17 protein-coding genes are annotated in these 21560 nt (G+C 74.3%); 7 read left to right on the forward strand and 10 right to left on the reverse strand.

Going from position 1 to position 21560, the window contains the following annotated elements; all coding sequences use genetic code 11:
- Window positions 1-58 precede the first annotated feature (58 nt).
- The 5 genes from ACFXKG_RS01370 to ACFXKG_RS01390 all read right to left on the reverse strand — a co-directional run bounded on the left by ACFXKG_RS01370 (window position 59) and on the right by ACFXKG_RS01390 (window position 7202).
- Complete coding sequence (locus ACFXKG_RS01370; protein ID WP_384830430.1) at window positions 59-955, reverse strand: LLM class F420-dependent oxidoreductase; 897 nt, start codon at window positions 953-955, stop codon at window positions 59-61.
- Between the two features lie 101 nt (window positions 956-1056).
- Window positions 1057-2304, reverse strand: coding sequence for a pyridoxal phosphate-dependent aminotransferase (locus tag ACFXKG_RS01375; RefSeq protein WP_384830433.1), 1248 nt, complete (start codon window positions 2302-2304; stop codon window positions 1057-1059).
- Window positions 2305-2352: 48 nt separating this feature from the next.
- Window positions 2353-3372, reverse strand: a complete 1020-nt coding sequence (locus ACFXKG_RS01380; protein ID WP_384830436.1) for a lytic polysaccharide monooxygenase — start codon at window positions 3370-3372, stop codon at window positions 2353-2355.
- 168 nt (window positions 3373-3540) lie between these two features.
- Entirely contained in the window at window positions 3541-5985 is a 2445-nt protein-coding gene (locus tag ACFXKG_RS01385) for a zinc-dependent metalloprotease (protein WP_384830439.1), read from the reverse strand.
- Window positions 5986-6404: 419 nt separating this feature from the next.
- Window positions 6405-7202, reverse strand: a complete 798-nt coding sequence (locus ACFXKG_RS01390) for a GntR family transcriptional regulator (protein WP_384830442.1) — start codon at window positions 7200-7202, stop codon at window positions 6405-6407.
- 421 nt (window positions 7203-7623) lie between these two features.
- Here ACFXKG_RS01390 and ACFXKG_RS01395 point away from each other — a divergent pair, with 421 nt between their 5' ends.
- The 7 genes from ACFXKG_RS01395 (at window position 7624) to ACFXKG_RS01425 (ending at window position 16176) form a co-directional block, all read left to right on the forward strand.
- Complete coding sequence (locus ACFXKG_RS01395; protein WP_384830445.1) at window positions 7624-8901, forward strand: peroxidase-related enzyme; 1278 nt, start codon at window positions 7624-7626, stop codon at window positions 8899-8901.
- A 171-nt stretch (window positions 8902-9072) separates the two neighbouring features.
- Complete coding sequence (locus tag ACFXKG_RS01400) at window positions 9073-10188, forward strand: ABC transporter substrate-binding protein (RefSeq protein ID WP_384830448.1); 1116 nt, start codon at window positions 9073-9075, stop codon at window positions 10186-10188.
- On the forward strand, window positions 10181-11347 hold the full coding sequence (locus ACFXKG_RS01405) for an ABC transporter ATP-binding protein (RefSeq protein WP_384830451.1): 1167 nt from the start codon (window positions 10181-10183) through the stop codon (window positions 11345-11347). Before ACFXKG_RS01400 ends, ACFXKG_RS01405 begins: the two co-directional genes overlap by 8 nt.
- Window positions 11344-12408, forward strand: coding sequence for an ABC transporter permease subunit (locus ACFXKG_RS01410; RefSeq protein ID WP_384830454.1), 1065 nt, complete (start codon window positions 11344-11346; stop codon window positions 12406-12408). Before ACFXKG_RS01405 ends, ACFXKG_RS01410 begins: the two co-directional genes overlap by 4 nt.
- On the forward strand, window positions 12405-13205 hold the full coding sequence (locus ACFXKG_RS01415; protein WP_365819968.1) for an ABC transporter permease: 801 nt from the start codon (window positions 12405-12407) through the stop codon (window positions 13203-13205). Before ACFXKG_RS01410 ends, ACFXKG_RS01415 begins: the two co-directional genes overlap by 4 nt.
- 56 nt (window positions 13206-13261) lie before the next feature.
- Entirely contained in the window at window positions 13262-14302 is a 1041-nt protein-coding gene (locus tag ACFXKG_RS01420) for a membrane dipeptidase (RefSeq protein ID WP_365819966.1), read from the forward strand.
- Window positions 14299-16176, forward strand: a complete 1878-nt coding sequence (locus tag ACFXKG_RS01425) for an FAD/NAD(P)-binding protein (RefSeq protein ID WP_384830459.1) — start codon at window positions 14299-14301, stop codon at window positions 16174-16176. The genes ACFXKG_RS01420 and ACFXKG_RS01425 overlap by 4 nt, the downstream gene beginning before the upstream one ends.
- 88 nt (window positions 16177-16264) lie before the next feature.
- Here the strand turns inward: ACFXKG_RS01425 and ACFXKG_RS01430 are convergent, their stop codons facing one another.
- The 5 genes from ACFXKG_RS01430 to ACFXKG_RS01450 all read right to left on the reverse strand — a co-directional run bounded on the left by ACFXKG_RS01430 (window position 16265) and on the right by ACFXKG_RS01450 (window position 21372).
- Entirely contained in the window at window positions 16265-17185 is a 921-nt protein-coding gene (locus ACFXKG_RS01430) for an AEC family transporter (protein WP_384830462.1), read from the reverse strand.
- 152 nt (window positions 17186-17337) lie between these two features.
- Window positions 17338-17730 (reverse strand): STAS domain-containing protein, encoded by a 393-nt coding sequence (locus ACFXKG_RS01435; protein WP_384830465.1) that lies wholly within the window; start codon window positions 17728-17730, stop codon window positions 17338-17340.
- Window positions 17727-18887, reverse strand: a complete 1161-nt coding sequence (locus tag ACFXKG_RS01440; RefSeq protein ID WP_384830467.1) for a B12-binding domain-containing protein — start codon at window positions 18885-18887, stop codon at window positions 17727-17729. The genes ACFXKG_RS01435 and ACFXKG_RS01440 overlap by 4 nt, the downstream gene beginning before the upstream one ends.
- A complete protein-coding gene (locus ACFXKG_RS01445) occupies window positions 18884-20473 on the reverse strand; it encodes a PP2C family protein-serine/threonine phosphatase (RefSeq protein WP_384831724.1) in 1590 nt (529 codons plus the stop codon). Before ACFXKG_RS01445 ends, ACFXKG_RS01440 begins: the two co-directional genes overlap by 4 nt.
- 485 nt (window positions 20474-20958) lie before the next feature.
- A complete protein-coding gene (locus tag ACFXKG_RS01450; RefSeq protein WP_384830472.1) occupies window positions 20959-21372 on the reverse strand; it encodes an ATP-binding protein in 414 nt (137 codons plus the stop codon).
- Between the last annotated feature and the right edge of the window lie 188 nt (window positions 21373-21560).

A 21560-nucleotide genomic window follows, 5' to 3' on the forward strand; every position in this document is an offset into this window, starting at 1 on the left:
GGCGGGGCGGGGCGCCTCGGCGGGCGGCCCGTTTGCGCGCGGGCCGGCCGCGCGGTCCCTACGCGGCGCCCGGAAGGGCGAGGGCGGCGGCCAGCTCGCGCCACTCGGCGCGCGGCAGGCCGCCGGCCGGGTCGTGCGTCAGCACCTGGAGTGCGACATGGTCCGCGCCCGCCGCGCGGTGGGCGTCGACGCGGGCGCGGACCGCGTCGCTGTCGCCGAGCGCGAACAGCGCGTCCAGCAGCCGGGCGCTCCCGCCGTCCGCGAAGTCGTCGTCGGTGAAGCCGAGGCGCAGCAGATTGTCCGTGTAGTTGGGCAGCGTGAGGTAGAAGGAGAGCATCGCGCGCGCGGTGGTCCTGGCCCGGTCGGCATCGGTGTCCAGGACCACGCCCAGTTCGGGCGCCAGCAGGGCGTCGGGACCGAGCGCCGCCCTCGCCTGAGCGGTGTGCTCCGGCGTGACGAGGTACGGGTGCGCGCCCACCGAACGGTCGCTCGCCAGCGCCAGCATCCTCGGCCCCAGCGCGGCGAGCACCCGGCTCCGGGCGGGCACCGGCTCGGGTGCGGCGTCCAGCGCGTCGAGATACGCCACCATCGTCGAGTACGGGCGCGCGTACCGCGGGGTGAGCGCGTCGTGGCTCACCCCGAGCCCGAGGACGAAGCGTCCCGGCGAGGCCCGCTCGACCGCGGCGACCTGCTCCGCGACCGCGGACGCCTCGTGCTGCCAGACGCTGAGGATGCCGGTCGCCACGGTGATCCGGCGGGTCGCCGCGACCACGGTCCCGGCCTCCTCGACGGAGGGGCTGCCGCCGACCCAGATCGTGCCGTACCCGAGCTCGTCCAGCTCGGCCACGGCCTCCGCGACGCCTCCGGCGTCACCGGGGGCGGGACGGTGCAGGGCGGAACTCCAGATGCCGATCGGGCCGAAGCGGGCGGTGTGGTCAGAGGTGTCGGAAGTCATGTGTCGCCCAACGGGGGCCCGCACCCGTCCTATTCCGGCCCCGGGGACAATTGACCCGTTCGGACCTGCCGGCGGTACGGGACGGTGCGCGCCCCGGGGCCCTAGCGTGCCGGAGCCAGCGCCGGGAGGGACGGGGGCGACGCGGGCGCGGCGTGTGCCTGGGGGCGGGCCATGCCGGTGGGGCCCGACGGCAGGCAGGCCTGGAGCGCGGCCACCAGCCGCTGGACGTCCTCCTGCGGCCGGACCACCAGCCGCAGGAACTGGCTGGTGCTGCCCAGCTTGTTGCCGCACTCGCGGATGAAGACGCCGTACTGGGTGAGCATCCGGTCCCGCAGCGCCGCCCCGTCCACCCCGTCGGGCAACTTGACCAGCAGGAAGTTCCCCTGGGACAGGAAGACCACCAGATCGGGGACGGCGGCGAGGGTCTGCGCCATGTTCGCCCGGTCACGGGAGAGCAGCGCGAGGGACTGGTGGTACTCCACCCCGTACTCCTTGAGCATGAAGACGACGCTCTCGGCGAAGGAGTTGAGGTTCCACTTGGGCAGCGCCTTGCGCACCTTCGCCGCGAGCGCCGGGTTGGCCACCAGGTAGCCGAATCTGATGCCGTGCAGCCCGAAGTTCTTGCCGAGGCTCTTCAGCACGATCACGTTGGAGCGGATCGACGCCTCGTCGGCGACGGACGGGGCGCGCTCCGCGTCGACGAAGTCGATGAACGACTCGTCGACCACCACCAGGTCGAGGTCGGACAACTCGTCGAGCAGCCAGACCACTTGGTGCCGCTTCAGATAGCCGCCGTCGGGGTTGTTGGGGTTGCAGATCACCGCGACCCGCGACCCCCGCTGGCGGATGAACCGTACGTACTCCTGGAGGTCGAGGGTGAAGTCCTGCTCCTCCTGGAGCGGGAACATGTCCACGCGCTTGCCGGTCTCCAGCGGCTGGTCCGTCCAGCGCCCGAAGGTGGGGATCGGGATGGCCAGGCTCTCGCGGACCAGCAGATGGTCGATCCAGGTGATCAGCTCGGTCGAGCCGTTGCCCATGGCGACCGTCTGCGGGTTGAGGCCGAGCACGGAGCACAGTTCGGCGGTGACGGTGTCCGCGTCGCTCGGGTAGTACTTGAGGATCGACTCCAGGGACCCCTGCATACGGCCGAACATCTCGGGCGTGGGGAAGTAGGGGTTGCACGGGATGCAGAAGTCGACGCGCTGCTCGTGCGCCGTCTCGGCCCTGCGGTAGGGCTCCTGCCCTGACGGGGCCGCCGGCCCGTTGTCCGGCGACAGGCGGCTCAGCATGGCCCAGGACGGACTGTGCGCGGTGGCACGCAGGAGGCCCGTTTCGAGGGGCTGGGACATGGAGGAGGTCTCCTTACGGTCGGTGCTTGCGGGGGAGGCGCGCGGTGATCAGCGGGCACGCCGCCTGAGCATCACGAAGATTCCGATGCCCACGACCGCCATGACCCCGCCCACTGCCACCGGCAGGTACTCGGACGGCGATATGGCGGACACGGGGACGGCCTGGGGAGCGGCGGCCGCGGGCACGGGCTGGTCGGCGGGGGGAGTGGCCGCGGAGGGAGCGGCGGAGGCGTCCGGGGACGGTACGGCGGCCGCCTCGGGGGAGGACGGTGCGGCGGAGGTCGCGGGCACCGGGTCCGGGACGGCGGTGGGGGACGCCGGCGCGGTCGGGACGGCGGGCTGCCCGGGGACGGCCTGGCCCGAGGAGGCGCCGGTCCCGGCGGCTGCGCCCGAGCCGCCGGAGCCGCCCGAGCCGCCCGCCGCCTCGGGGAAGACGACGTCGGAGCACGAGTAGTACGTGTCCGGCGTGCTGGTGTTGCGCCACACCGTGTAGAGCACGTGCCGGCCGGTACGGTTCGACGGCAGCGTGCCCGACATGCGGTACGCGCCGTTCACGACCGGCGGGTCCGTGACCGTCATGAAGGGCTGCGGGGCCAGATCGGACCAGCGCAGCGGAGTGGTCGGGTCGTATCCCTCCCGGGTGAGGTAGAGGCTGAACGTTCCCGTGTGCGGGATCGTCGTGCGGTAGGTGAGATCGAGACCGGCGCCGGGGGTCAGCCGTGTGGCGGGCCAGTCGGCGCGGGCGAGGTCGAGACCCCGGTACGCGTCGAGGCCGCCGCTGCAGAGCCGCCCGTCCGGCACGAACTCCTGGTCCCTGCCGTTGACATCGGCGATACGGAGGTTGTCCCACGCCTCGAACGTCTGGCCGCCGTTGGCGGCGACGGCCGCCTGACAGGCCGCGGTCGACGCCGCCGCACCGCCCTCGGGGCCGCACGCGGCGGTACGGCTCAACGGGTCGGTCGGCGCGCCGTGCGCGTACGCCGGGGTCGCGGTCAGCGCCGTCGGCACCGCGAGCAGCAGTGGTAAGACGCCGGTGACAACGGCGGCGGCGATGCGATGGCGGAACATCCCTGACAGACCTCCTCGGCGGGCCCCGACAGCCTCGGCCCCAGCAGCGTGCTGTCTATTACGGCCGGGGCCCACCGGTTGTTCAGCGAGACGCCAACGATCTTCGGGAGGTATCTACGGGGCTTTTATGTCCGCAGGTCAGGCTGGTTTGCGAGCATCGGCAGGGCTCTAGATGGGTGCGCCGGGCGGGACGCGGGGCGGCGGGCCGAGGCGCGTGGAGCCGTCGCCCGTCAGGAAGGCGGTCAGCGTCGCGGACGCCTCGCGCTCCGCCGGGCCGTCCGCCCGGCCCAGTTCCTCCGCCAGCCGCCGCAGCGCGGCGGTGAGCCGTGTCCGTACGACGCCGTGCAGCAGGTCGCTCCGTACCGCGCCGACGGCGGAGCGCAGCACCACCCACCCCGCGGTCTCCCGCACGGCCGCACCCGCCACCAGGCCGTCCGGCGCCGGGGTTCCGTCCCGCCACACCGTGTCCAGCAGGCTGTCCAGGACCTCTCCGGGGCCCGGGACGGCCGGGTCCGCCGCGTGCTGCCAGCCCAGCCGGTTGAGCCGGGCGGGGTCCAGCAGCTCCTGCGTGACGAGCGCGGCCGTCGCCTCCACCGCGCTGAACGGGTCGAAGACCCGGCCGGCCCGGGTGTCGAAGTACTCCGTGCTCCGCCCGTACCGGACGGCGGGCGGGGTGAGCGCGTCGAGCACCGGTGCGGGCAGGGCGAGGTGTTCGGGGCGGAGCAGCTCCGACAGGCTTTCCAGGGCCCGGCGTTGGACGTCCCCGGCCACCGGGACGGCGCCGCCGCCTTCCTCGCCGGCCAGCCCGTACGCGTAGCGCGTGCCGCCGATCAGGCGCCCCACGGCGGCGAGTTGGGAGCGGTGGTAGAGCTGGAGGAGCACCGCGCGCTCCTCCAGCTCGCCGGTCTGCCGGCCGGGCGGCAGCACCGCGCGCGAGAATCCCGCCAGCGCGGCCCGCCGTACCGCCAGGGCCTCGTCCAGCGCGGCGAACGGGTCCGCGACGGGCGTGATCCAGAGCACCGCGTCGGCGTGCGCGGCGTCCGGGGCGTGGGCGTCCTCGTCGGTGACGTACACGAGGCCCTGTTCGGCCGCGGCGCGCCGCAGTCCGGCGAGGGCGGCCTCTTCGGCCAGGACGTCGTCGCGTCCGTCGGGCGGACCGTCGTTCCGGCCGTCGGCCCGGCCGTCCGCCCGTCCGCCGGCCCGGCCGTCCTTCCGTCCGCCGGCCCGGTCCGGGAAGCGGCCGTAGGCGTGGGCGACCAGGAAGTGGTCCCACGGGCCGAGCCCTTCGCCGTACGCCTCCGAGGAGTCCACCCGGCCGTCGGGGGTGACGGTGACCCGCGGATGCGGATAGTCCATCACGGAGGGGCGGGGATGGTGCGTACTGGCGAAGTTGTGCATGAAGCCCAGCGCGTGCCCGATCTCGTGGGCCGCGAGCTGCCGCATCCGGCCGAGCACCAGCCGCTCGACGGCGGCCAGCCGCTCCCGCTCGTCCGGCTGCCCGTACGGGGCGTGCAGCGCCTCCGCGAGCGCGGTGATCTGCTCCACGCGCTGGGAGCCGAGCCGGACCCGGCCGCTGAGGATCTCGCCGGTGCGGGGGTCCGTGAGGCCCTGGCCGTGCGACCAGCCGCGGCCGTCCCGGTGCACCCAGCGCACGGAGTTGACGGCGAGATCGTTGTCGTCGGTGCCCTCGGCCGCCACTTCGACCCGGAAGGCGTCGGTGAACCCGGCCCGCTCGAACGCCTCCCGCCACCAGTTGCCGCCCGCCACGACCGCGCTCCGCACCGGCTCGGGGACGGCCGGGTCGACGGAGAAGACGATCGGTTGGCGCACCGGGCCCGACGGCGCGTCCGGGTCGAGCGGTTCGAGCCGGAACCGCGGCTGGAACCGCACCCGGCGACCGGCCGCCGTACCGGCGCCGTGGTCGTCGTGGCCGATGCCGTACCCGCCGGAGCCGGGGTGGTAGCGGCGCACCGGCAGCGGTGGGTCGGGCAGCGGCACGAGATGGACGTGCTGTACGACGCTGACCGCGCCCGGCGCCGGCACCACGGCCCGCACCGCCGCACCGGGGGAGGAGCCGCGGAAGGTCAGCAGCGCGGGCAGCCGCACCCCGCGCGCGCCCTGGTGCGCCTCGTCCGGCAGTGGGAAGGAGGCGGCCGGGTCGACCACGTACCCGCCCTGCTCCGGCGCCGCCAACTGCTCGGCCACGCCGTGGAGATCGAGGAGCGCGAGCCCGGTCGCGTCCACCACCACGACGCCGTCCCGCTCGCTCAGCGCCGGGGCGCTCCACAGCACCGACGTGGCGAAGGACTCCTCGCCGGCGCGGACCGCGGCGGCGTCACCGGTGGCGAGATGGTGCTTGTTGCGCTGGACGAGGACGACCCGCCCGGCGATCCGCCGGAAGACGGCGGCCTTCACCTTGCCCGCCTTGCCCCGGTCCACGGCGAGCAGGCTGGAGCCCACGCCGTGCGACAGCGACGCCGTCAGCAGGAAGGGCTCGTCGAACCGCCGGACGGCCAGGAGCAGCCGGTGCCCCTCCGGGTCGGCGCGCAGTTCGACGAAGGGGCGGGGATCCGGGGCCGCGCCCTGAGTCGTCGCGGGCGACAGGTCGTTCACGCCGGGCTCGCCTCTCGCTGGGGGATCGGAATCCGTACGGCCGGCACCGGACAGGACCGGTACGGGTGCGTACCGGCACGGGACCGGACCGGCGGCCGGAGCGGATCCGGGCCGGATCAGATCGTACGTCCCCGCCGTCCGTGGCCCGCGGTGTGCTGGACGAGTCATTCCGAAGTAGCGTCGTCCGCCCCTCGGGGCGGGCGGGGAGGTGTCAGGTGCGCTCCGCTCGCTCCGTCTCGGCGCGCTGAATTGTCCTTCGGATGCCGAGCGCAGCCGCAAGGCGGAGGAGGGAAGCGACGCAGGAGCGGATGGGGTCTCCCCTGGTCGAGCGAAGCCGAGACCTTGGGGATGACCGACGACAACGCCGCGGATGTGCGTGCACGGCGCCTCCCCGCAGACGGGACTTCGGAATGACTCGTCTAGCCCTCGGCCGGCTCGGCGGGGATCTCGTACGCGAGGCGGAAGCGCTCGCCGGGGACGACCAGGTCCGCGGTCTCCAGGGGGCGTTCCCCGGCGAAGTACGTGCGCTCGATGGCGGCGACGGGCGCGCCCGGCGTCAGATCGAGGGCGTCCGCCTCCTCACGGGTGGCGGTCCGCGCGGTGACCGTCTCGGTGGAGTGCGTGATCTGGAGGCCGATGTACGACATCCGCGCCACCACACTGCTCCCCGCCAGCGGACCGGCGCCGGGCAGGGACACGGGGGTGCCGCCGGTGATGCCGAGCGGCTCCCAGCTCACGCAGAGCATGGCCGGTCTGCCGTCCCGGGTGAGCAGGTACTCGCTGCGGATCACCGGCTCGGCGGCGGGGACCCCCAGGCGCCGGGCGATCTCCTCGGGGGCCTCGCCGGTGGTGGAGCGAGGGGTGCCGCGCACCGTACGGCCGTCGTGCCCGGAGTCCGCGCCCCGTACCGCGTCCGAGTCCGCGTCGCGTCCGCCCGCCGTGACCGCGAGCCGGCCCTGCAGGCGCTCCTGGGTCCATGAGCGGGCCATCGTCCCGGAGGTGGGCCGCTCCCGTACGAACACGCCGCGCCCCGCGCGCCCCTTGACCAGGCCTTCCACGGTCAGCACGCGCACAGCGGCCGCGGCGACGTTGGCGCCGACGCCGTAGTGGCGCGCGAGAGTGGCCCGGGAGGGGAGCGGATCGCCCGGGGCGAACTCGCCCTCCTCGATCCGGCGCCGGAGATCCTCCGCCACGGTCCGGTACGCCGCGACCGCCATCCCTGTCTCACCTTCTGGACCGCGTCTCAACATGCGAGAAGTTTTTCCTGGCCCGGCCCTGCCGGAGTCCGCCCGAAACGGATCTCCCGGAGGGCCCGCCGATGGCCTGATGCATCAGGTGGGGCCGAAAATCCACTTACCCGGGCAGTCTGCCACGCCACCGCCACGACCTGATGCACCAGGTAGCCGCCCGCGACCGGTCCCGTGCCGCCGCCCCGGGGGTCCGAACAGCGCTCCTCGCGGCCGGGCGGACCTTTGCGCGGTGCCCCTGGCCGGGGCTAACTTTCCTTTCCTGTCCGTGCGAGTTCTGTCCGTACGAGGGCGTCTTACCAGCCGGACAGAACGATGGACACACGCGCGGCCCACCGGATACGGGGCGCCCCGCGGCGGAGCTACGGACCACAGGTGAGGAGGACGGACCATGAGCCAGGAGACCGGGCGGCCCACCGGAGCCGGTACCGCGCCCCGCGCCGGAATCGGCGAGCACACGGCCGCCGCCCGCCGCGTTCTGCTCCTGCCCTCCGACCCCGGGACCCTCGCCACCGGACTGCGGATCACCGCCGCCGCCCGCGCCGCCGAGCTCGCCGGGCAGCCCGGGCTCGCCGCCGCCTACCGCGACCTGGCGCAGGCCCCGGTCCCCGTGGACGCCGCCGGGGAGGAGCAGGACCTCGCGCTGACCGCCGCCGTCCTCGCCTTCACCGACCGTGTCACCCTCGCGCCCGACCTGGCCGGAGCCGACCTCCTGGCCGGTCTCGCCGCGCGGGGACTCGACGCGCCGGCCGTGGTCGCCCTCGCCCAGATCTGCGCCTTCGTCTCGTACGAGGCACGCGTCGCCGCCGGACTCGCGCTCCTGGCCGGCGGCCCGGCGACGACCGCGGAGCCCGCGGCCACCTCGGCCGTGAAGGGCGCCCCCGCCGCGCCGGCCGCGCCCTTCACGCTCGACCAGCTCACCTGGCAGCCGCGGATCACCGCCGTCGAGGCGGACGCGCTCACGCCGGAGCAGCGCGCCGTCGTCGACGCGCACACCACGCTCTCCACGGCCTCGCCGTACTACCGCACCCTGCTCCACGACCCGGCCGCGCTCGACCACCGCACGCATGTCTACAACGCGGTCATGTACGGCCGCGGCGGCCTGCCCCGCGCCGAGCGCGAACTGGCGACGCTGGTGGTCTCCCGGGTCAACGGCTGCGTCTACTGCGCCTCCGTGCACGGCCGGAAGTACGCCCAGCTCTCCCGTGACGAGGCACGCGCCCTGCGCGTCCTGCGCGACGGCGCCGCCGCCTTCACCGCCCCCGAGCCGGACGCCGGCACGGGGGAGCCCGGCACCGGGGAGCCCGGCGTCGGGGACAGCCCGCTCACCGACGCGCCGGGCAGCCCGGTCGACGGCGCGCCGGACGGCCCCATCGCCGACGCGCGCGCCGCCGCCGTCGCCCGCTTCGCCGAGGCCCTGACCCGTACGCCCCCGCGGGCCGACGCCCGCCACCTCGCCGCGCTGCGCGCCGCCGGGCTCGACGACGCCGAGCTGACGGACCTGGTCCACGCGGCCGCCCTCTTCGGCTGGGCCAACCGGCTGATGCTCGTCCTCGGCGACGCCCGCCACCCCGGCACCCCGCTCCAGGACGCCGGAATCCCGCGCACCGACGCACGGGAGTCCTGTAGTGGGACGTCGGTCCCCGCACCACGGACGGGCGGCGCGTAGCCGCCCCCGTGGTCCCCGGCCCGGCGTCGCCCCGCCGAGGCACCCGCCGCCCCTTCCCGGTGTCCACCGCGTTCGGGGTGGCCGCCCACCTCGTAGCCGTAGCCCCGTAGCCCATAGCCACGTAGCCCCCGTACTTCCCGTATCTCCCGATCCGTCCGACCGGAGACCGCCATGCCTTCCCGCCGTTCGAGCCGTAGCCTCCGCACCACCCTCACCGCCGCCGTCGCGCTGACCACCACCGCCCTGCTGGCGACGGCCTGCACCTCCAACGCGGCCTCCCCGTCCGGCTCCGCCGCCGACGGCGGGGACTCCGGGGGCAAGCAGACCATCACCTTCATGGGGTTCTACGGCACCTTCCAGGACTCCTTCACCAAGACCGTGATCAAGCCCTTCGAGAAGGCCAACCCCGGCATCACGGTCAAGTACGTCCCCATCCAGAACTCCGCCGAGGTGCTGGCCAAGCTGCGCGCGAGCAGCGCCCGCCCCCTCGCCGACGTCGCCCTCATGGACAGCTCCGTGGCGCCGACGGCCAACAAGGAGAAGCTCTTCGCCCCGCTCGACGAGTCGAAGGTCCCCAACGTCGCGCGGCTCGTCGACACCGCGAAGAGCCCGGACGGCTACGGCCCCGGCGTCACCTTCGACAGCCTCTCGATCCTCTACAACGCGAAGAACGTCAAGAAGGCGCCGACGAGCTGGAACGACCTCTGGGACGCCCAGTACAAGGGCAAGCTGGCGATGCCCATCGCCGACACCCGTGGCGTCGCCCTGATCATCGCCCTGGAGAAGATCCTCGGCGGCGACTACAAGAAGGACATCGACCCGGCGATCGGCAAGCTGAAGGAGCTGTCGCCGTCCGTCCAGACCTGGCAGCCGTCGCCGGACGTCTACACCGCGATCCAGTCCGGTGACGCGGACATAGCCGTCGGCTGGAACGCCCGCGGCCAGTACTACAAGGACGCGTCCAAGGGCGCCGTCCAGCCCGTCCTCCCCAAGGAGGGCACCGTCACCCAGGTCAACACCATCAACCTGGTGAACAAGTCGCAGCACAGCGCCGCCGCGCAGAAGTTCATCAACTACGCCATCGGCGCCGAGGCCCAGAAGGCGTTCGACGACGAGGCGTTCTACGCGCCCGTCAACAAGGACGTCGAGCTCGCCGCGGCGACCAAGGAGCGCACCACGGCCTCCGCCGAGCAGCAGAAGAACCAGATCCCCGTCGACTGGCGCTGGCTCACCACGCGCTACACCGGCTGGGTCGACCGCATCAAGCAGGAGGTCATCGGTGGCTGACGCGCCGGAGGCGGCTCCCGGGCACCTCGTGCTCGACGGGCTCGCCAAGATCTACCCGGGCAAGGACGGCGCCGCCGTGCGCTCCGTCGACCTCGCCGTGGAACGCGGGAAGATGCTCGCCGTCCTCGGGCCCTCCGGCTGCGGCAAGTCCACCACGCTGCGCATGATCGCGGGGCTGGTCCCGCCCACCTCCGGGCGGGTCCGGGTCGACGGCCGCGACATCACCGACGCCCCCGTGCACCGCCGCGACATGGGAGTGGTCTTCCAGTCGTACGCGCTCTTCCCGCACCTGGACGTCGCCCGCAACGTCGCCTTCGGCCTGGAGATGCGCAAGATCCCCAAGGCCGAGCTGAAGCGCCGGGTCGACGACGCGCTCACGCTCGTCCGTCTCGGCCATCTCGCCGGGCGCCGGATCGCCCAGCTCTCCGGCGGCCAGCAGCAGCGCGTCGCCCTGGCCCGCGCGCTGGTCGTCGAGCCGGCCGTGCTGCTGCTCGACGAGCCCCTGTCCAACCTGGACGCGCAGCTGCGCTCCGCCATGCGCGACGAGATCTGCCGGATCCAGCGCGAGACCGGGGTCACCACCGTCTTCGTCACGCACGACCAGCAGGAGGCCCTGTCCATGGCCGACCGCGTGGCCGTCATGAACCAGGGCCGGATCGAGCAGGTGGGCACCCCGGAGGACATCTACGAGCGGCCCGAACGCGCCTTCGTCGCCCGCTTCGTCGGCCGCGCCAACCTGCTGGACGGTACGGCCCGGGACCGCGACGGGGACCGTACACCGGTCGAACTGCCCGGCCTCGGCACGGTCGCCGCGGCGGGCGACGCCGTGGCGGCCGGCCGTACGGCCACCGTGATGCTGCGCCCGCACCGGATCGCCCTCGCCCCGGCCGCCCCGGGCAGCGGCGGCGGCGCGCGCGGCACGGTGCTCTCCGCCGGGTACGCGGGCGAGACCGTCGCGTACCGGGTACGGGTCGGCGCCGACGGGCCCGTCCTGGACGTCGAACGGCCCACCGGGACGCAGGAGCCGTTCGGCCCCGGCGCCGCGGTGGAACTGTCCTGGGACCCGGCGGCGCCCCGGCTGGTGGCCGACGACGGCCGGGCCGGCACCGACAGCGCCGATGGCACCGGCGCCCCCGACAGCGCGGAGGGCCCGTCATGACGGCGGACCCCGGCGCCGTACCCGAGAAGCCGTCCGTACCGGAGAAGCCGTCCGTACCGGAGAAGCCGTCCGTACCGGAGAAGCCGTCCGTACCGGAGAAGCCGTCCGTACCCGCGACGACGTCCGTACCCGGAGAGCCGTCCGTACCCGAGAAGACACCGGCACCCGCGCAGGCGTCCCCGCGCCGCGGCGGCACCGCCCGGCTCGCCCTCGCGCTGCTGCTGCCCGGTCTGCTCGCGCTGCTGCTGACGTACGCGCTGCCCCTGGTCTGGGTGGTGCGCATGTCGTTCAACGAGTCGGTGGACGGCGGCCTCATCCGGCAGACCCTCTCCCTCGCCACCTTCGGCGACGTGCTCTCCAGCCCCCACTACTGGAACGTCATCGGGCAGACCGTCGAACTCGGCGTGTTCGTCACCGTGTTCACCCTCCTCGTCTCCTACCCGGTGGCGCTCTTCCTCGCCCGTACCACCAGCCGCTGGCGCAGCCTGCTCGTCGCGCTCGCCATCGCGCCGCTGCTGATCTCCTCCGTGGCGCGCACCTTCGGCTGGATGGCGATCCTCGGCAGTCAGGGCGTCGTCAACAAGACGCTCACCGGCATCGGTCTGATCGACAGCCCGCTCCATCTCGCCAACAACCTCACCGGCGTGGTCATCGCCTCGACGGAGATCTACATGCCGTTCGCCATCCTCGCGATGATCAGCGGGTTCGGCCGGCTCGACCCGGCGCTGGAGCACGCAGCCGCCTCCCTGGGCGCCCCGCGCCGTACGGTCTTCCGCCGCGTCGTGCTGCCGCTCACCCTGCCCGGGGTGCTCACCGCCGCGCTGCTGGTCTTCGTCCTCAGCCTCAGCGGCTACGTCACGCCCCGGCTCATCGGCGGCGGCCGGGTCTTCGTCCTGGCCACCGAGATCTACGACGAGGCCATCACCAGCCTCGACTGGCCGGTCGCGGCCGTGCTGTCGATGCTGCTGCTCGCCGTGTTCGGCGTGGTCATCGCGGTCTACCTGTGGGCCCAGCGGGCCCTCGAAGCCCGCTTCACCGGACCCCGGGAGGCCCGCTCATGAACGCGCGCCGGCCGACCCGTGCCCTGTGGGCCGTCCTTCTGACCGTCCTCTACCTCTTCCTCCTCGCGCCCATCCTCATCGTGCTCGTGGAGTCCTTCGACACCTCCACCTACCTCCGCTTCCCGCCCGAGGGCTTCAGTCTCGACGCCTACCGGCAGGTCTTCGCCAACGACGCCTTCCGCGAGGGGTTCAAGGTCAGCGGGATCACTGCCGCGGTCACCGCGCTGCTCGCCGTCGTCACCGGCGTACCGGCCGCGCTCGCACTGACCCGGCTGCGCTTCCGGGGACGCGCCGCGATCGAGGCGGTCTTCCTCTCGCCGCTGCTCGTGCCGCACATCGTGCTCGGGCTCGCGCTGCTGCTGATCCTGGCGCCGATCCCGCTCACCGACACGTACTGGGGGCTGATCCTGGCCCACCTCGGGGTGACCATCCCCTACGTCGTACGGACGGTCGCCGCCTCCCTGGTCTCCGCCGACCCGAGCGCGGAGGAGGCGGCGCGGACGCTCGGCGCGAACGGGCTCGTCACCTTCTGGCGGATCACCCTGCCGACCATCAGGTCCGGTCTCTTCTCCGGCGGGATCATCGCGTTCCTGCTCTCCTTCGACGAGACCGTCATCTCCCTGTTCGTCTCCGGGCAGAACACCGTGCCGCTGCCGGTGGCCGTGCTCCAGTACGTCGAGTACCGCAGCGACCCGTCCGTCGCCTCCCTCTCCGTCCTGCTCGTCCTGCTCTCCGTCGTCGTGGTCGTCCTGGTGGAGCGCGGACTCGGGCTGCGCCGCACCCTGCGATCCGGCTGAGCGGACCCCGCCCCCGCCCCGTACCGACCGAACACCCCCGCCGCAAGGAGAACACCGTGCCCGACACCCAGGCGCAGCCCCTCGACCCCGCCGCGCTCCACCGCGACAGCGTCGTCTTCAACGCGCTCGACTGCACGCCGCTGCCGTGGGCCGACGAGACCTACCTCGGCAAGCTCGCCGTCTCCGGGGTCACGGCGATCAACCACGCGGTCTCCATCTCCCAGGGGTACGACGCGGCCGCGGCCGCCATCGTCGGCTGGCGGCACCGTCTCGCCGAGACCGGCGGCCGGGTCTTCCAGGCGTACGGTCTCGACGACGTCGCCCGCGCCAAGGCCGAGGGCAGCGTGGCGTGGTTCGCCGGGTTCGAGGACAGCAAGCCGGTGGGGGAGGACCTGTGGCGGCTGGAGGCCCTCCACCAGCTGGGCCTGCGCTTCATGGGGCTGACGTACCAGAACCGCAACTACGCGGGCGACGGCAGCGGTGAGACCGCCAACGGCGGGCTGAGCCGCTTCGGCCGCGCCCTCGTGCGGGAGTGCAACCGGCTGGGCGTCGCCCTGGACCTGTCGCACACCGGCGAGCGCTCCACCCTGGAGACCATCGAGGTCTCCGAGAAGCCCGTCCTCGTCACCCATGCGGGGCTGACCCACTTCGTCGACAGCCCCCGCAACAAGAGTGATGTCGTCGCCCGTGAACTCGCCGCGCGCGGCGGGGTGTTCGGCCTCGCCGCCAAGTCCGGGTTCCTCACCCCCGACGGGCTGACCCGGCGGCCCGGCGCCGAGGTCTTCGCCGACAACATCGACTACCTGGTCGAGCTGATCGGCATCGACCACGTCATCGTCGGCACGGACGTCGGCGACGAGCGCAAGTACTCCCGCGAGGGCATGGCACGGGTGCGCAGGCTCTACCCGGAGATCCCCATCGTCGGCGAGGACCTCGATCTCGACCGGATCCACCCCGAGGGCATGGGCACCCCCGCCGACCTGCCGGTCATCACCGGACTGCTGGCCGGCCGCGGCTACACCGCCGAGGACATCACCAAGATCCTCGGCGGTAACATGCACCGCGTGCTGACCGGTATCTGGGACACCGCGGCGTGAGCGCCCGGCCGCTCCGCGTCGCCGTCGTCGGGGCCGGGCCGCGCGGCACCGCCGTACTGGAGCGCCTCACCGCCAACCTCGGCCCGGGCGGTCCCTGGGCGGGGCTCGCGGCCGAGGTGCACGTCGTGGAGGAGCACCCGCCGGGCGCCGGTCGGATCTGGCACCCGGGGCAGTCCGGGCACCTGCTCATGAACACGCTCTCCGGGCACGCCACCGCGTTCCCCGACGACACCGTGCGGATGGCGGGGCCCGCGACCACCGGGCCCTCCCTGGCGGAGTGGGCGAGCGAGTACGAACCGGGCACCGAGCCCTGGGAGTTCCCGTCCCGCGCGCTGATGGGCCGCTATCTCTCCTGGGCCCACGGGCGGATCGTGCGGGGCGCCGCGGACTCCGTCCGGATCGTCCCGCACGCGACCCGTGCCGTCGCGCTGGACGAGGCCCCCGAAGGGCGGCTGCTGCTCCGGCTCGGCGACGGGACGAGCCTGCTCGTGGACGCCGCCGTCCTCGCCACCGGCCACACCGACCAGCGTCCCTCGGACGAGGTACGGGCGCTGACCGCCACCGCCGCCCGCCACGGGCTGCGGTACCTGCCGCCCGGCCATCCGCACGAGGCACCCCTCGACCTGCTGGAGCCGGACGAGCCGGTCCTCGTACGCGGCCTGGCACTCAACTTCTTCGACCAGCTCACCCTGCTCACCGCCGGGCGCGGCGGCCGCTTCGAACCGGCCGGCCCCGGCGGGGCGCTGCGCTATCTCCCGTCGGGCCGCGAGCCGCGCCTGATCGCGGGCTCCGGCCGGGGCGTGCCGTACCTCGCGCGGGCCGAGACCCCGGGGCGGATGCCGCCCGGACACACCCCGCGCGTCTTCGACGAGGCGGCGGTCGTACGGCTGACCGCCCGCGCGCCCGGCACGGTGAGCTTCCGGGACGAGGTGTGGCCGCTGATCGCGCGGGAGGCGGGCGCGGCCTGGTACCGGACCCTCCTCGACCTCCGTCCCTCGGCCGCCCGGCTGCCGGCCGACACGTTCCTGGAGCGGTACGCGGCGGCCGGCCACGGCTCCGACGCCCAGGCCCGGTTGCTCGGCGAGGAGTTGAGGGACGCCGCCGACCGCTTCGACGCGCTCGACCTCGACACCCCGCTGGCGGGCCGGACCTTCCCCGGCCGCGCGGCGTTCGGCACCTGGGCGCGGGAGTGGATGCGTACGGACCTCGCGGCGGCCCGCGACCCCGGAAGCAGCCCGGTCAAGGCCGCGGCGGCGGCGGTCGCCGCGGTGAAGGGGCAGGTACGGCGGGTCGTCGCCGCGGGGGTGCTCTCCGGTGCCTCGCAGCGCGAACTGTCCTGGTTCCGGTCGTACGGCGCCCATGTCGCCAGTGGCCCGCCCGCCCGCAGGATCGCCGAGCTGATCGCGCTGAGCGAGGCGGGCGTCGTCGAGTTCCTCGGCGCGCGCCCCACCGTCACCGTCACCGTCGACGGGGAGGCGGGCCGCTTCACCGCGCTCTCCCCGACCACCGGCGGCCCGCCCGCCACCGCCACCGCCCGCGCCCTGCTGGACGCCTGGCTGCCCGGCCAGGACCTGGCCCGTACCGCCGATCCGCTGCTGGCCGGGCTCGTCACCTCGGGGCTGGCCCGCCCGCACCTGGCGGGCACGGGGGACGACGCGACGGCGACCGGCGCGCTCGACATCGTCCCCGCGGAGCTGCGGGTACGCGACGCCGGGGGACGGCCACACCCGCACCTCTTCGCGTTCGGCATCCCGGTCGAGGGCGTCGAGTGGAACACGGCGATCGGCGCGCGGGCCCGCGGCAACGCCGCGATGTTCCGGCAGGCCGACACGATCGCCCGCGCCGCCCTCGGAGCGGCGGCGGGCCGGCGGTAGCCCGCACGGCCGGCCGGCGGTAGCCCGCAGGACCGCGCGGCCTCCGTACCGTGGCGGCCCCCCGCACCGTCGCGGAGAGCGGCGCTCCTCAGCCGAGGAGCGCCGCGATCGCCACCAGCACCGGCACCGACATCACGGTGGAGAGCAGGATCGACTCCCGTGCCAGCCGTTCGGCCACCCGGTAGCGCGAGGCGTAGGTGTACAGATTCTGCGCCGCGGGCAGTGCCGAGGTCACCACGACGTCGAGCAGCGCCGCGCCGTGCAGCCCGAACACCAGGGCGCCCAGCGCCCACGCGGCGGCGGGCTGGCCGACCGACTTCAGGGCGGCGGAGAGCAGCACGGGGAGACGGTCGGCGCCGCGCCCCGGCAGCGCGCTGCCGCGCAGCGAGATCCCGAAGGCCAGCAGGACGGCCGGGACCGACATGTTGCCGATCAGGACCAGCGGGTCGAGCACCGGCCCCGGCACCGTCCACCCCGTGGCCGCGACCGCGACCCCGCACAGCGAGCTCGCGCCGATCGGGTTGCGCAGCGGCGTGGTCACCCGCTGCCAGAGCGGCAGCTTCTCGCCCGGCCGCGTCAGGTCCAGCACGGTCAGCGCGATCGGGGTCATCACGAGCTGCTGGAAGAGCAGGACGGGCGCCACCAGCGAGGCGTCCCCGAGGACGTACACGGCGATCGGGATGCCGAGATTTCCGGCGTTGACATAGCTGGAGCACAGCGCGCCGATCGTGGTGCGCCCGATGTCCCAGCGGCGGACCAAGGCGACGGCCACGAAGAGACCGGCCGCGACGGCCGTACTGATCGCCGTGATCAGCAGCCGGCTGGAGAGGACCACCGAGAGATCGGCCTGCGCGAGGGTGGTGAACAGCAGGGCGGGCGTGGCCACGTGGAAGGCCAGCTTGGTGAGCACCTCCCGTCCGTTGTCGCCGAGGTATCTGCGCCGCCCGATCACATATCCGACCCCGATGACGACCGCGATGACGGCGAAGCCGGTCAGTACTCCTTGCACGGCATGTCCCCGTCACAGATCAGCGCGGACGACGGTGGTGGAGCACATAGGTGGGTCATGCAGCCAACCCTCCCGAGGAACATCACTCCAGGTCAACGTGGGCTGGCTCACCCCCGGCCCGGCGCCCGGCCGACGGGCACGCCGGACCGGTGTCAGCCGGGGCCGGCGTCACCCGACGGCGCGCACTCCCCGTGCCCGTGGCCGTTGCGCTCCGTCCCGCTCAGGTGGTCCAGCGTGCCGGTGACCTGCAGCACCCGGTCCAGCGCCGCCCGGCGCTCCGTCAGGACGAGGCGCACGCCGTCGGACTCGGCGAGGCGCCGGATCATCAGGAGCGCCGAGAGACCCATGGAGTCGCACAGCGTGAGCCCTCCGCAGTGCAGCTCCAGCCGGGCCACGCCCCGGTGGGCGCGGAGCAACTGCCGTACGGTGTCGATCACCTCGTACGACGTCTCGTAGTCCATCTCGCCGTCGAGCCGCACCTCGACGGTGTCGGCGGCCGGTGTGGTGACGACGACGGCCAGCGGCTCCGGCGGCGGGGCGGTCATACGGTGCGTCCTCGGGACGGGGCCGGCGGCCGGGCGGAGGACGAGGACTCGCGCGGATCCGCCGGGTCCACCCGGTCCTCCAGCGCCGCCAGCCCGGCGTGGAGCAGGGCGGTCGCCCGGGGGAAGTCGCGCAACTCGTCGAGCAGCACGCGCAGCGAGAGCGGCAGGGCGCGCGACGGGACGCCGCGCGCGGTGAGGATGCCCGCCGTCCAGCCGAGGAACGAGGTGAACAGGGCGTCGTCCGCCACATAGAGCGCACAGGCGAGATGGTCCACGATGTGCGCGATGTCCTCGGCGGTGTGCCGGCGCCGCCGCTCGTCGTACTCGCCCAGCGGGGGGAACCGTACGGTGAGACCGGCCGTCGTGGCCCGCACCAGCCGGGACCTGGCCCCCGCGACCAGGGTGTACTCCTGGTCGTCCAGGTGCGGCAGGGCGTCCGCCGGCGGATGCGGTGTCCCCGGTACCGGCAGCGGGTGCGCCAGCAGTTCGGCGGCGGCCCTGGCGTCCGGCGCCCAGGCGTCGGCGCGCAGCAGCCGCGCGTACCGCCCGTCCCGGCCGAAGGCCGCGCCGCCCACCAGCACCGGGACCCCGGCGGACTGGCAGGCGCTGATCGCGGCGTGTGCGGTGGGCAGCCGGGTCACCAGGGAGCCGGACAGGGCGACCGCGTCCGGGCCGGTGCGGTGGAGCTGGGAGATCAGATGCGGGCTCGGGACCTGCGCCCCGAGGAAGTCCACCTGCCAGCCGCGCAGCCGCAGTACCTCGGCGAGCAGCCGGGCGGGCAGCGCGTGCCACTCGCCGTCGACGCACGAAACGGTGATCCGGCCGCTCCCGCCGGGGTGCCGCACGGCCGGATGCAGGGCGAGCGCGGCCACGGCCCGGTCGCTGATGGCGGTCGCGGCGTGCTCCTGGGCGACGGTCAGCAGCGCGCCGGCCCACGCCTCGCCGACGCGCCGCTGGGCGGCGGCGATCAGGTCGAGCAGGACGGCCTCGGGGTCGGCGCCGTCGTCGAGCGCCCGTGTCACCACCCCCACGGCGCGCCGCTCGTCGCCCGCCATCAAGGCGTTCCACAGCTCTTCCGTCTGTTCTTCCGGCTGTTCCTCTGTCTGTTCTTCTGTCTGTGGACCGGTCGGACCGGTCGTACGGTGCACTCGGGTCATGCGGTGAACCTGCCCGGTCCGTGCCCTCCCACCGCACTGAGCCGGTTGCGGCGCGGCGCGGTCACGGCGACGAGCGCCATGTCGTCGTGGGCGCCCGGGCCCACCCACTCGGTCGCGAGCATCTGGACGCGCTCGACGACCGCCTCCGCCGGCATCCCGGCGCACTCGGCCAGCGCGGACGTGAGCCGGTCCTCGCCGAACATGTCGTCGCCGAACGGCCCGCCCCTGGCCTCCGTGATCCCGTCGGAGTACAGCAGACATGTCTCGCCCGGCCGCAGCACCGTACGGAACGTCAGCGCGGACACGTCGGGCAGCGCGCCGATGAGGGTGCCGCTGGTCCGCGCCACCTCCACGGTGCCGTCGGACCGTACGATCAGCGGGGCGGGATGGCCGCCGCTGGTCAGCCGCAGCTCCACCCCGTGCGCCCGGCGCGTCACCGAGGCGAGCACCAGCGTCGCGAACCGGGTGTGGTGCGAGGTGAGCAGGGCGCCGTTGAGGAGCTTCAGCAGCCGCTCGTGGTCGGGCTCGACCAGCCGCAGCGCCTGCAGGGTGTTGCGGATCTTGCCCGTCAGCACGGCCGCCTCCAGGCCCTTGCCGCAGACGTCGCCCAGCACCGCCTGGGTCTCCCCGCCCGGCTGCTCGGCCGGATAGAAGTCGTAGAAGTCCCCGCCCACCCGCTGGTCGTCGCGGGAAGGGCGGTAGCCCCCGGCGAACTCCACCCCGTCGTAGTGGTGGAGCCGGGGCGGCAGCAGATCGCGCATCAGCAGATCCGCGACGGAGGACTGTTCGGCGAAGAGCAGGGCGGCCGAGATGGCCGCTCCCGCGCGGGCGGCGAAGATACGGGCGAAGGTCTCCTCGCCCTCCGTGAACGGGCCCCGGCCGGGACCGCGCAGCAGGATCAGCGCGCCCGCGGGGACCCCGTTGCCCGGCAGCGGGGTCACCACGACCGAGCCGATCTCGCCGAACCCCTCGGGCGCCAGCCACTCCGGGGCGGTTCCCGGGGCGATCCAGCGCGAGGGCACCGGCGGAAAGCCCTGGAGCGCCTCGGCCAGCCCGGGCACCTCCGCCGGGTCGGCGGTCAGCGTCTCACGGGTGACGGAGCCGTCCCGCCCGGCGCGGGTGAGCGGCATCCGGCGCCCCGTACGCGGTCCGACGACGACCGTCGCGTCGGCGAGATGGGCCGCGGCGAGCAGCGCCGTGGTGTCCATGCACTTACGGGCGTTGAGGGACGACAGCAGCTGGTTGGACGCCTCGACGAGGAAGGCGGTGCGCTCCCGCTCGGTGTCGAGCGCCCGCTGCGTGGCCCGGTGGTCGGTCTCGTCGCTGAGCCACCACGTCGTCAGGCCGGCGGCGCCGGTCTCCGCGCCGGACGCGCGGTACGAGCGTTCACCCACGGGCCCGTACGCGGTGTGCTCGCGCCCGGCGTGCGCCTGCGCGAGCCAGTGCGGCCCTCTCCGGAAGAGGTCGCAGCCGGCCGTGAGACCGGGCAGCAGGGTGGCGGCCGCCGCGTTGGCGAGCCGGACCACACCGGTGCGGTCGGCCACGATCACCGGGTGCGGCGAGGACTCCAGTGCCACGTCGCCCACGGCCCCGGTGGCCGGGGAGGAGGTCTTCGGTGAATGCCTCACATAGTGGGACGCCGTGCCCGCGGGCACGAATCCCCTTCACCCTCTCGCTACTTCGACTGCATCGTTGTCATGGGGAAACAATCCTCTTCCGGGGCGCGGGACGCAATTCCCCGCCCTGCCGCGCCGGACATCCGTCCCCGCACCGCCCGTCATCCGGCGCCGCGCCGGGACCGGGACGCCGCACGTCGGCGTTCGCGGCCCCGACCTCGGGCGCGCCGGCGATGTCCGGCCCGCCCGCCGGGCTCACCGCGAACGCGCCCCCGACGGCCCGCCGCCCGGTGACGGGCGGCCCGGCGCGAGACCGGTCCGGGGCCTGGGCGTGGTCGGAACTCATGGGCGACCAGCATGCCATGGCAGGCCCCGCGGCCGCCGGAACGGTGGTACTCCCAGGGCGAGGAGAGCGGCCGGCACGCCGGCCCGGCCGGTCCCTGCCGGCGCCTCCCTCAGTGCCGCACCAGTGCCCGGATCAGCTTGCCGCCGTCGCCGAGGAGGGTGACCGTCACCTCGGCCAGACGCTGCACCAGCGGCCAGCCGTAACCGCCCGGCAGCCAGTCCTCGTGCCGCTCCGTGAGCGCGGGCAGCCGCGGACTCGCGTCCCGTACCGCGATCTCGACCACCCCCGCGTCCGCCGAGACCCGGAAGCCCGTCACGCCGCCCGCGTGCCGCACGGCGTTCGTCACCAGCTCCGACACGACCAGGAGCACGTCGATCGCCGTCTGCTCGGGTACGCCCGGCGCATGCCGGTCCAGATAGGAGCGCACCAGCGCGCGGGCCTCCGCCGTGCCCGCCGGGCGCGCGTCCAGCCACGGCTGCGCCCCCGGCACGGCGTGCTCCGCCCCGTCGTCGATTGTCGTCATCCCCGCACCCCCCGTACGCGGCTCTGTCTTCCCTGCCGGTGAGTCCTGCCCGGCGCCCGCTCCGTCACACACTCCGCACGGCCCCGCGCCCGGCGGAGAGCATCGCACGTAATCCCCCGTCCGGGGACCGGTGTGCGGGAACCGGTGTGCGGGAACGCCCCGTCCCGTTCCGCGACCAGTGTGCGGGA

This window comes from Streptomyces sp. NPDC059255, from assembly GCF_042752355.1.
Classification (GTDB): Bacteria; Actinomycetota; Actinomycetes; order Streptomycetales; family Streptomycetaceae; genus Streptomyces.

Excerpts from the sequence above, each read along its gene's own strand:
- ACFXKG_RS01370 (WP_384830430.1), bottom strand. The coding sequence starts at position 955 with ATGACTTCCGACACCTCTGACCACACCGCCCGCTTCGGCCCGATCGGC.
- ACFXKG_RS01375 (WP_384830433.1), bottom strand. The coding sequence starts at position 2,304 with ATGTCCCAGCCCCTCGAAACGGGCCTCCTGCGTGCCACCGCGCACAGT.
- ACFXKG_RS01380 (WP_384830436.1), bottom strand. The coding sequence starts at position 3,372 with ATGTTCCGCCATCGCATCGCCGCCGCCGTTGTCACCGGCGTCTTACCA.
- ACFXKG_RS01390 (WP_384830442.1), bottom strand. The coding sequence starts at position 7,202 with ATGGCGGTCGCGGCGTACCGGACCGTGGCGGAGGATCTCCGGCGCCGG.
- ACFXKG_RS01395 (WP_384830445.1), top strand. The coding sequence starts at position 7,624 with ATGAGCCAGGAGACCGGGCGGCCCACCGGAGCCGGTACCGCGCCCCGC.
- ACFXKG_RS01400 (WP_384830448.1), top strand. The coding sequence starts at position 9,073 with ATGCCTTCCCGCCGTTCGAGCCGTAGCCTCCGCACCACCCTCACCGCC.
- ACFXKG_RS01410 (WP_384830454.1), top strand. The coding sequence starts at position 11,344 with ATGACGGCGGACCCCGGCGCCGTACCCGAGAAGCCGTCCGTACCGGAG.
- ACFXKG_RS01415 (WP_365819968.1), top strand. The coding sequence starts at position 12,405 with ATGAACGCGCGCCGGCCGACCCGTGCCCTGTGGGCCGTCCTTCTGACC.
- ACFXKG_RS01435 (WP_384830465.1), bottom strand. The coding sequence starts at position 17,730 with ATGACCGCCCCGCCGCCGGAGCCGCTGGCCGTCGTCGTCACCACACCG.
- ACFXKG_RS01440 (WP_384830467.1), bottom strand. The coding sequence starts at position 18,887 with ATGACCCGAGTGCACCGTACGACCGGTCCGACCGGTCCACAGACAGAA.
- ACFXKG_RS01450 (WP_384830472.1), bottom strand. The coding sequence starts at position 21,372 with ATGACGACAATCGACGACGGGGCGGAGCACGCCGTGCCGGGGGCGCAG.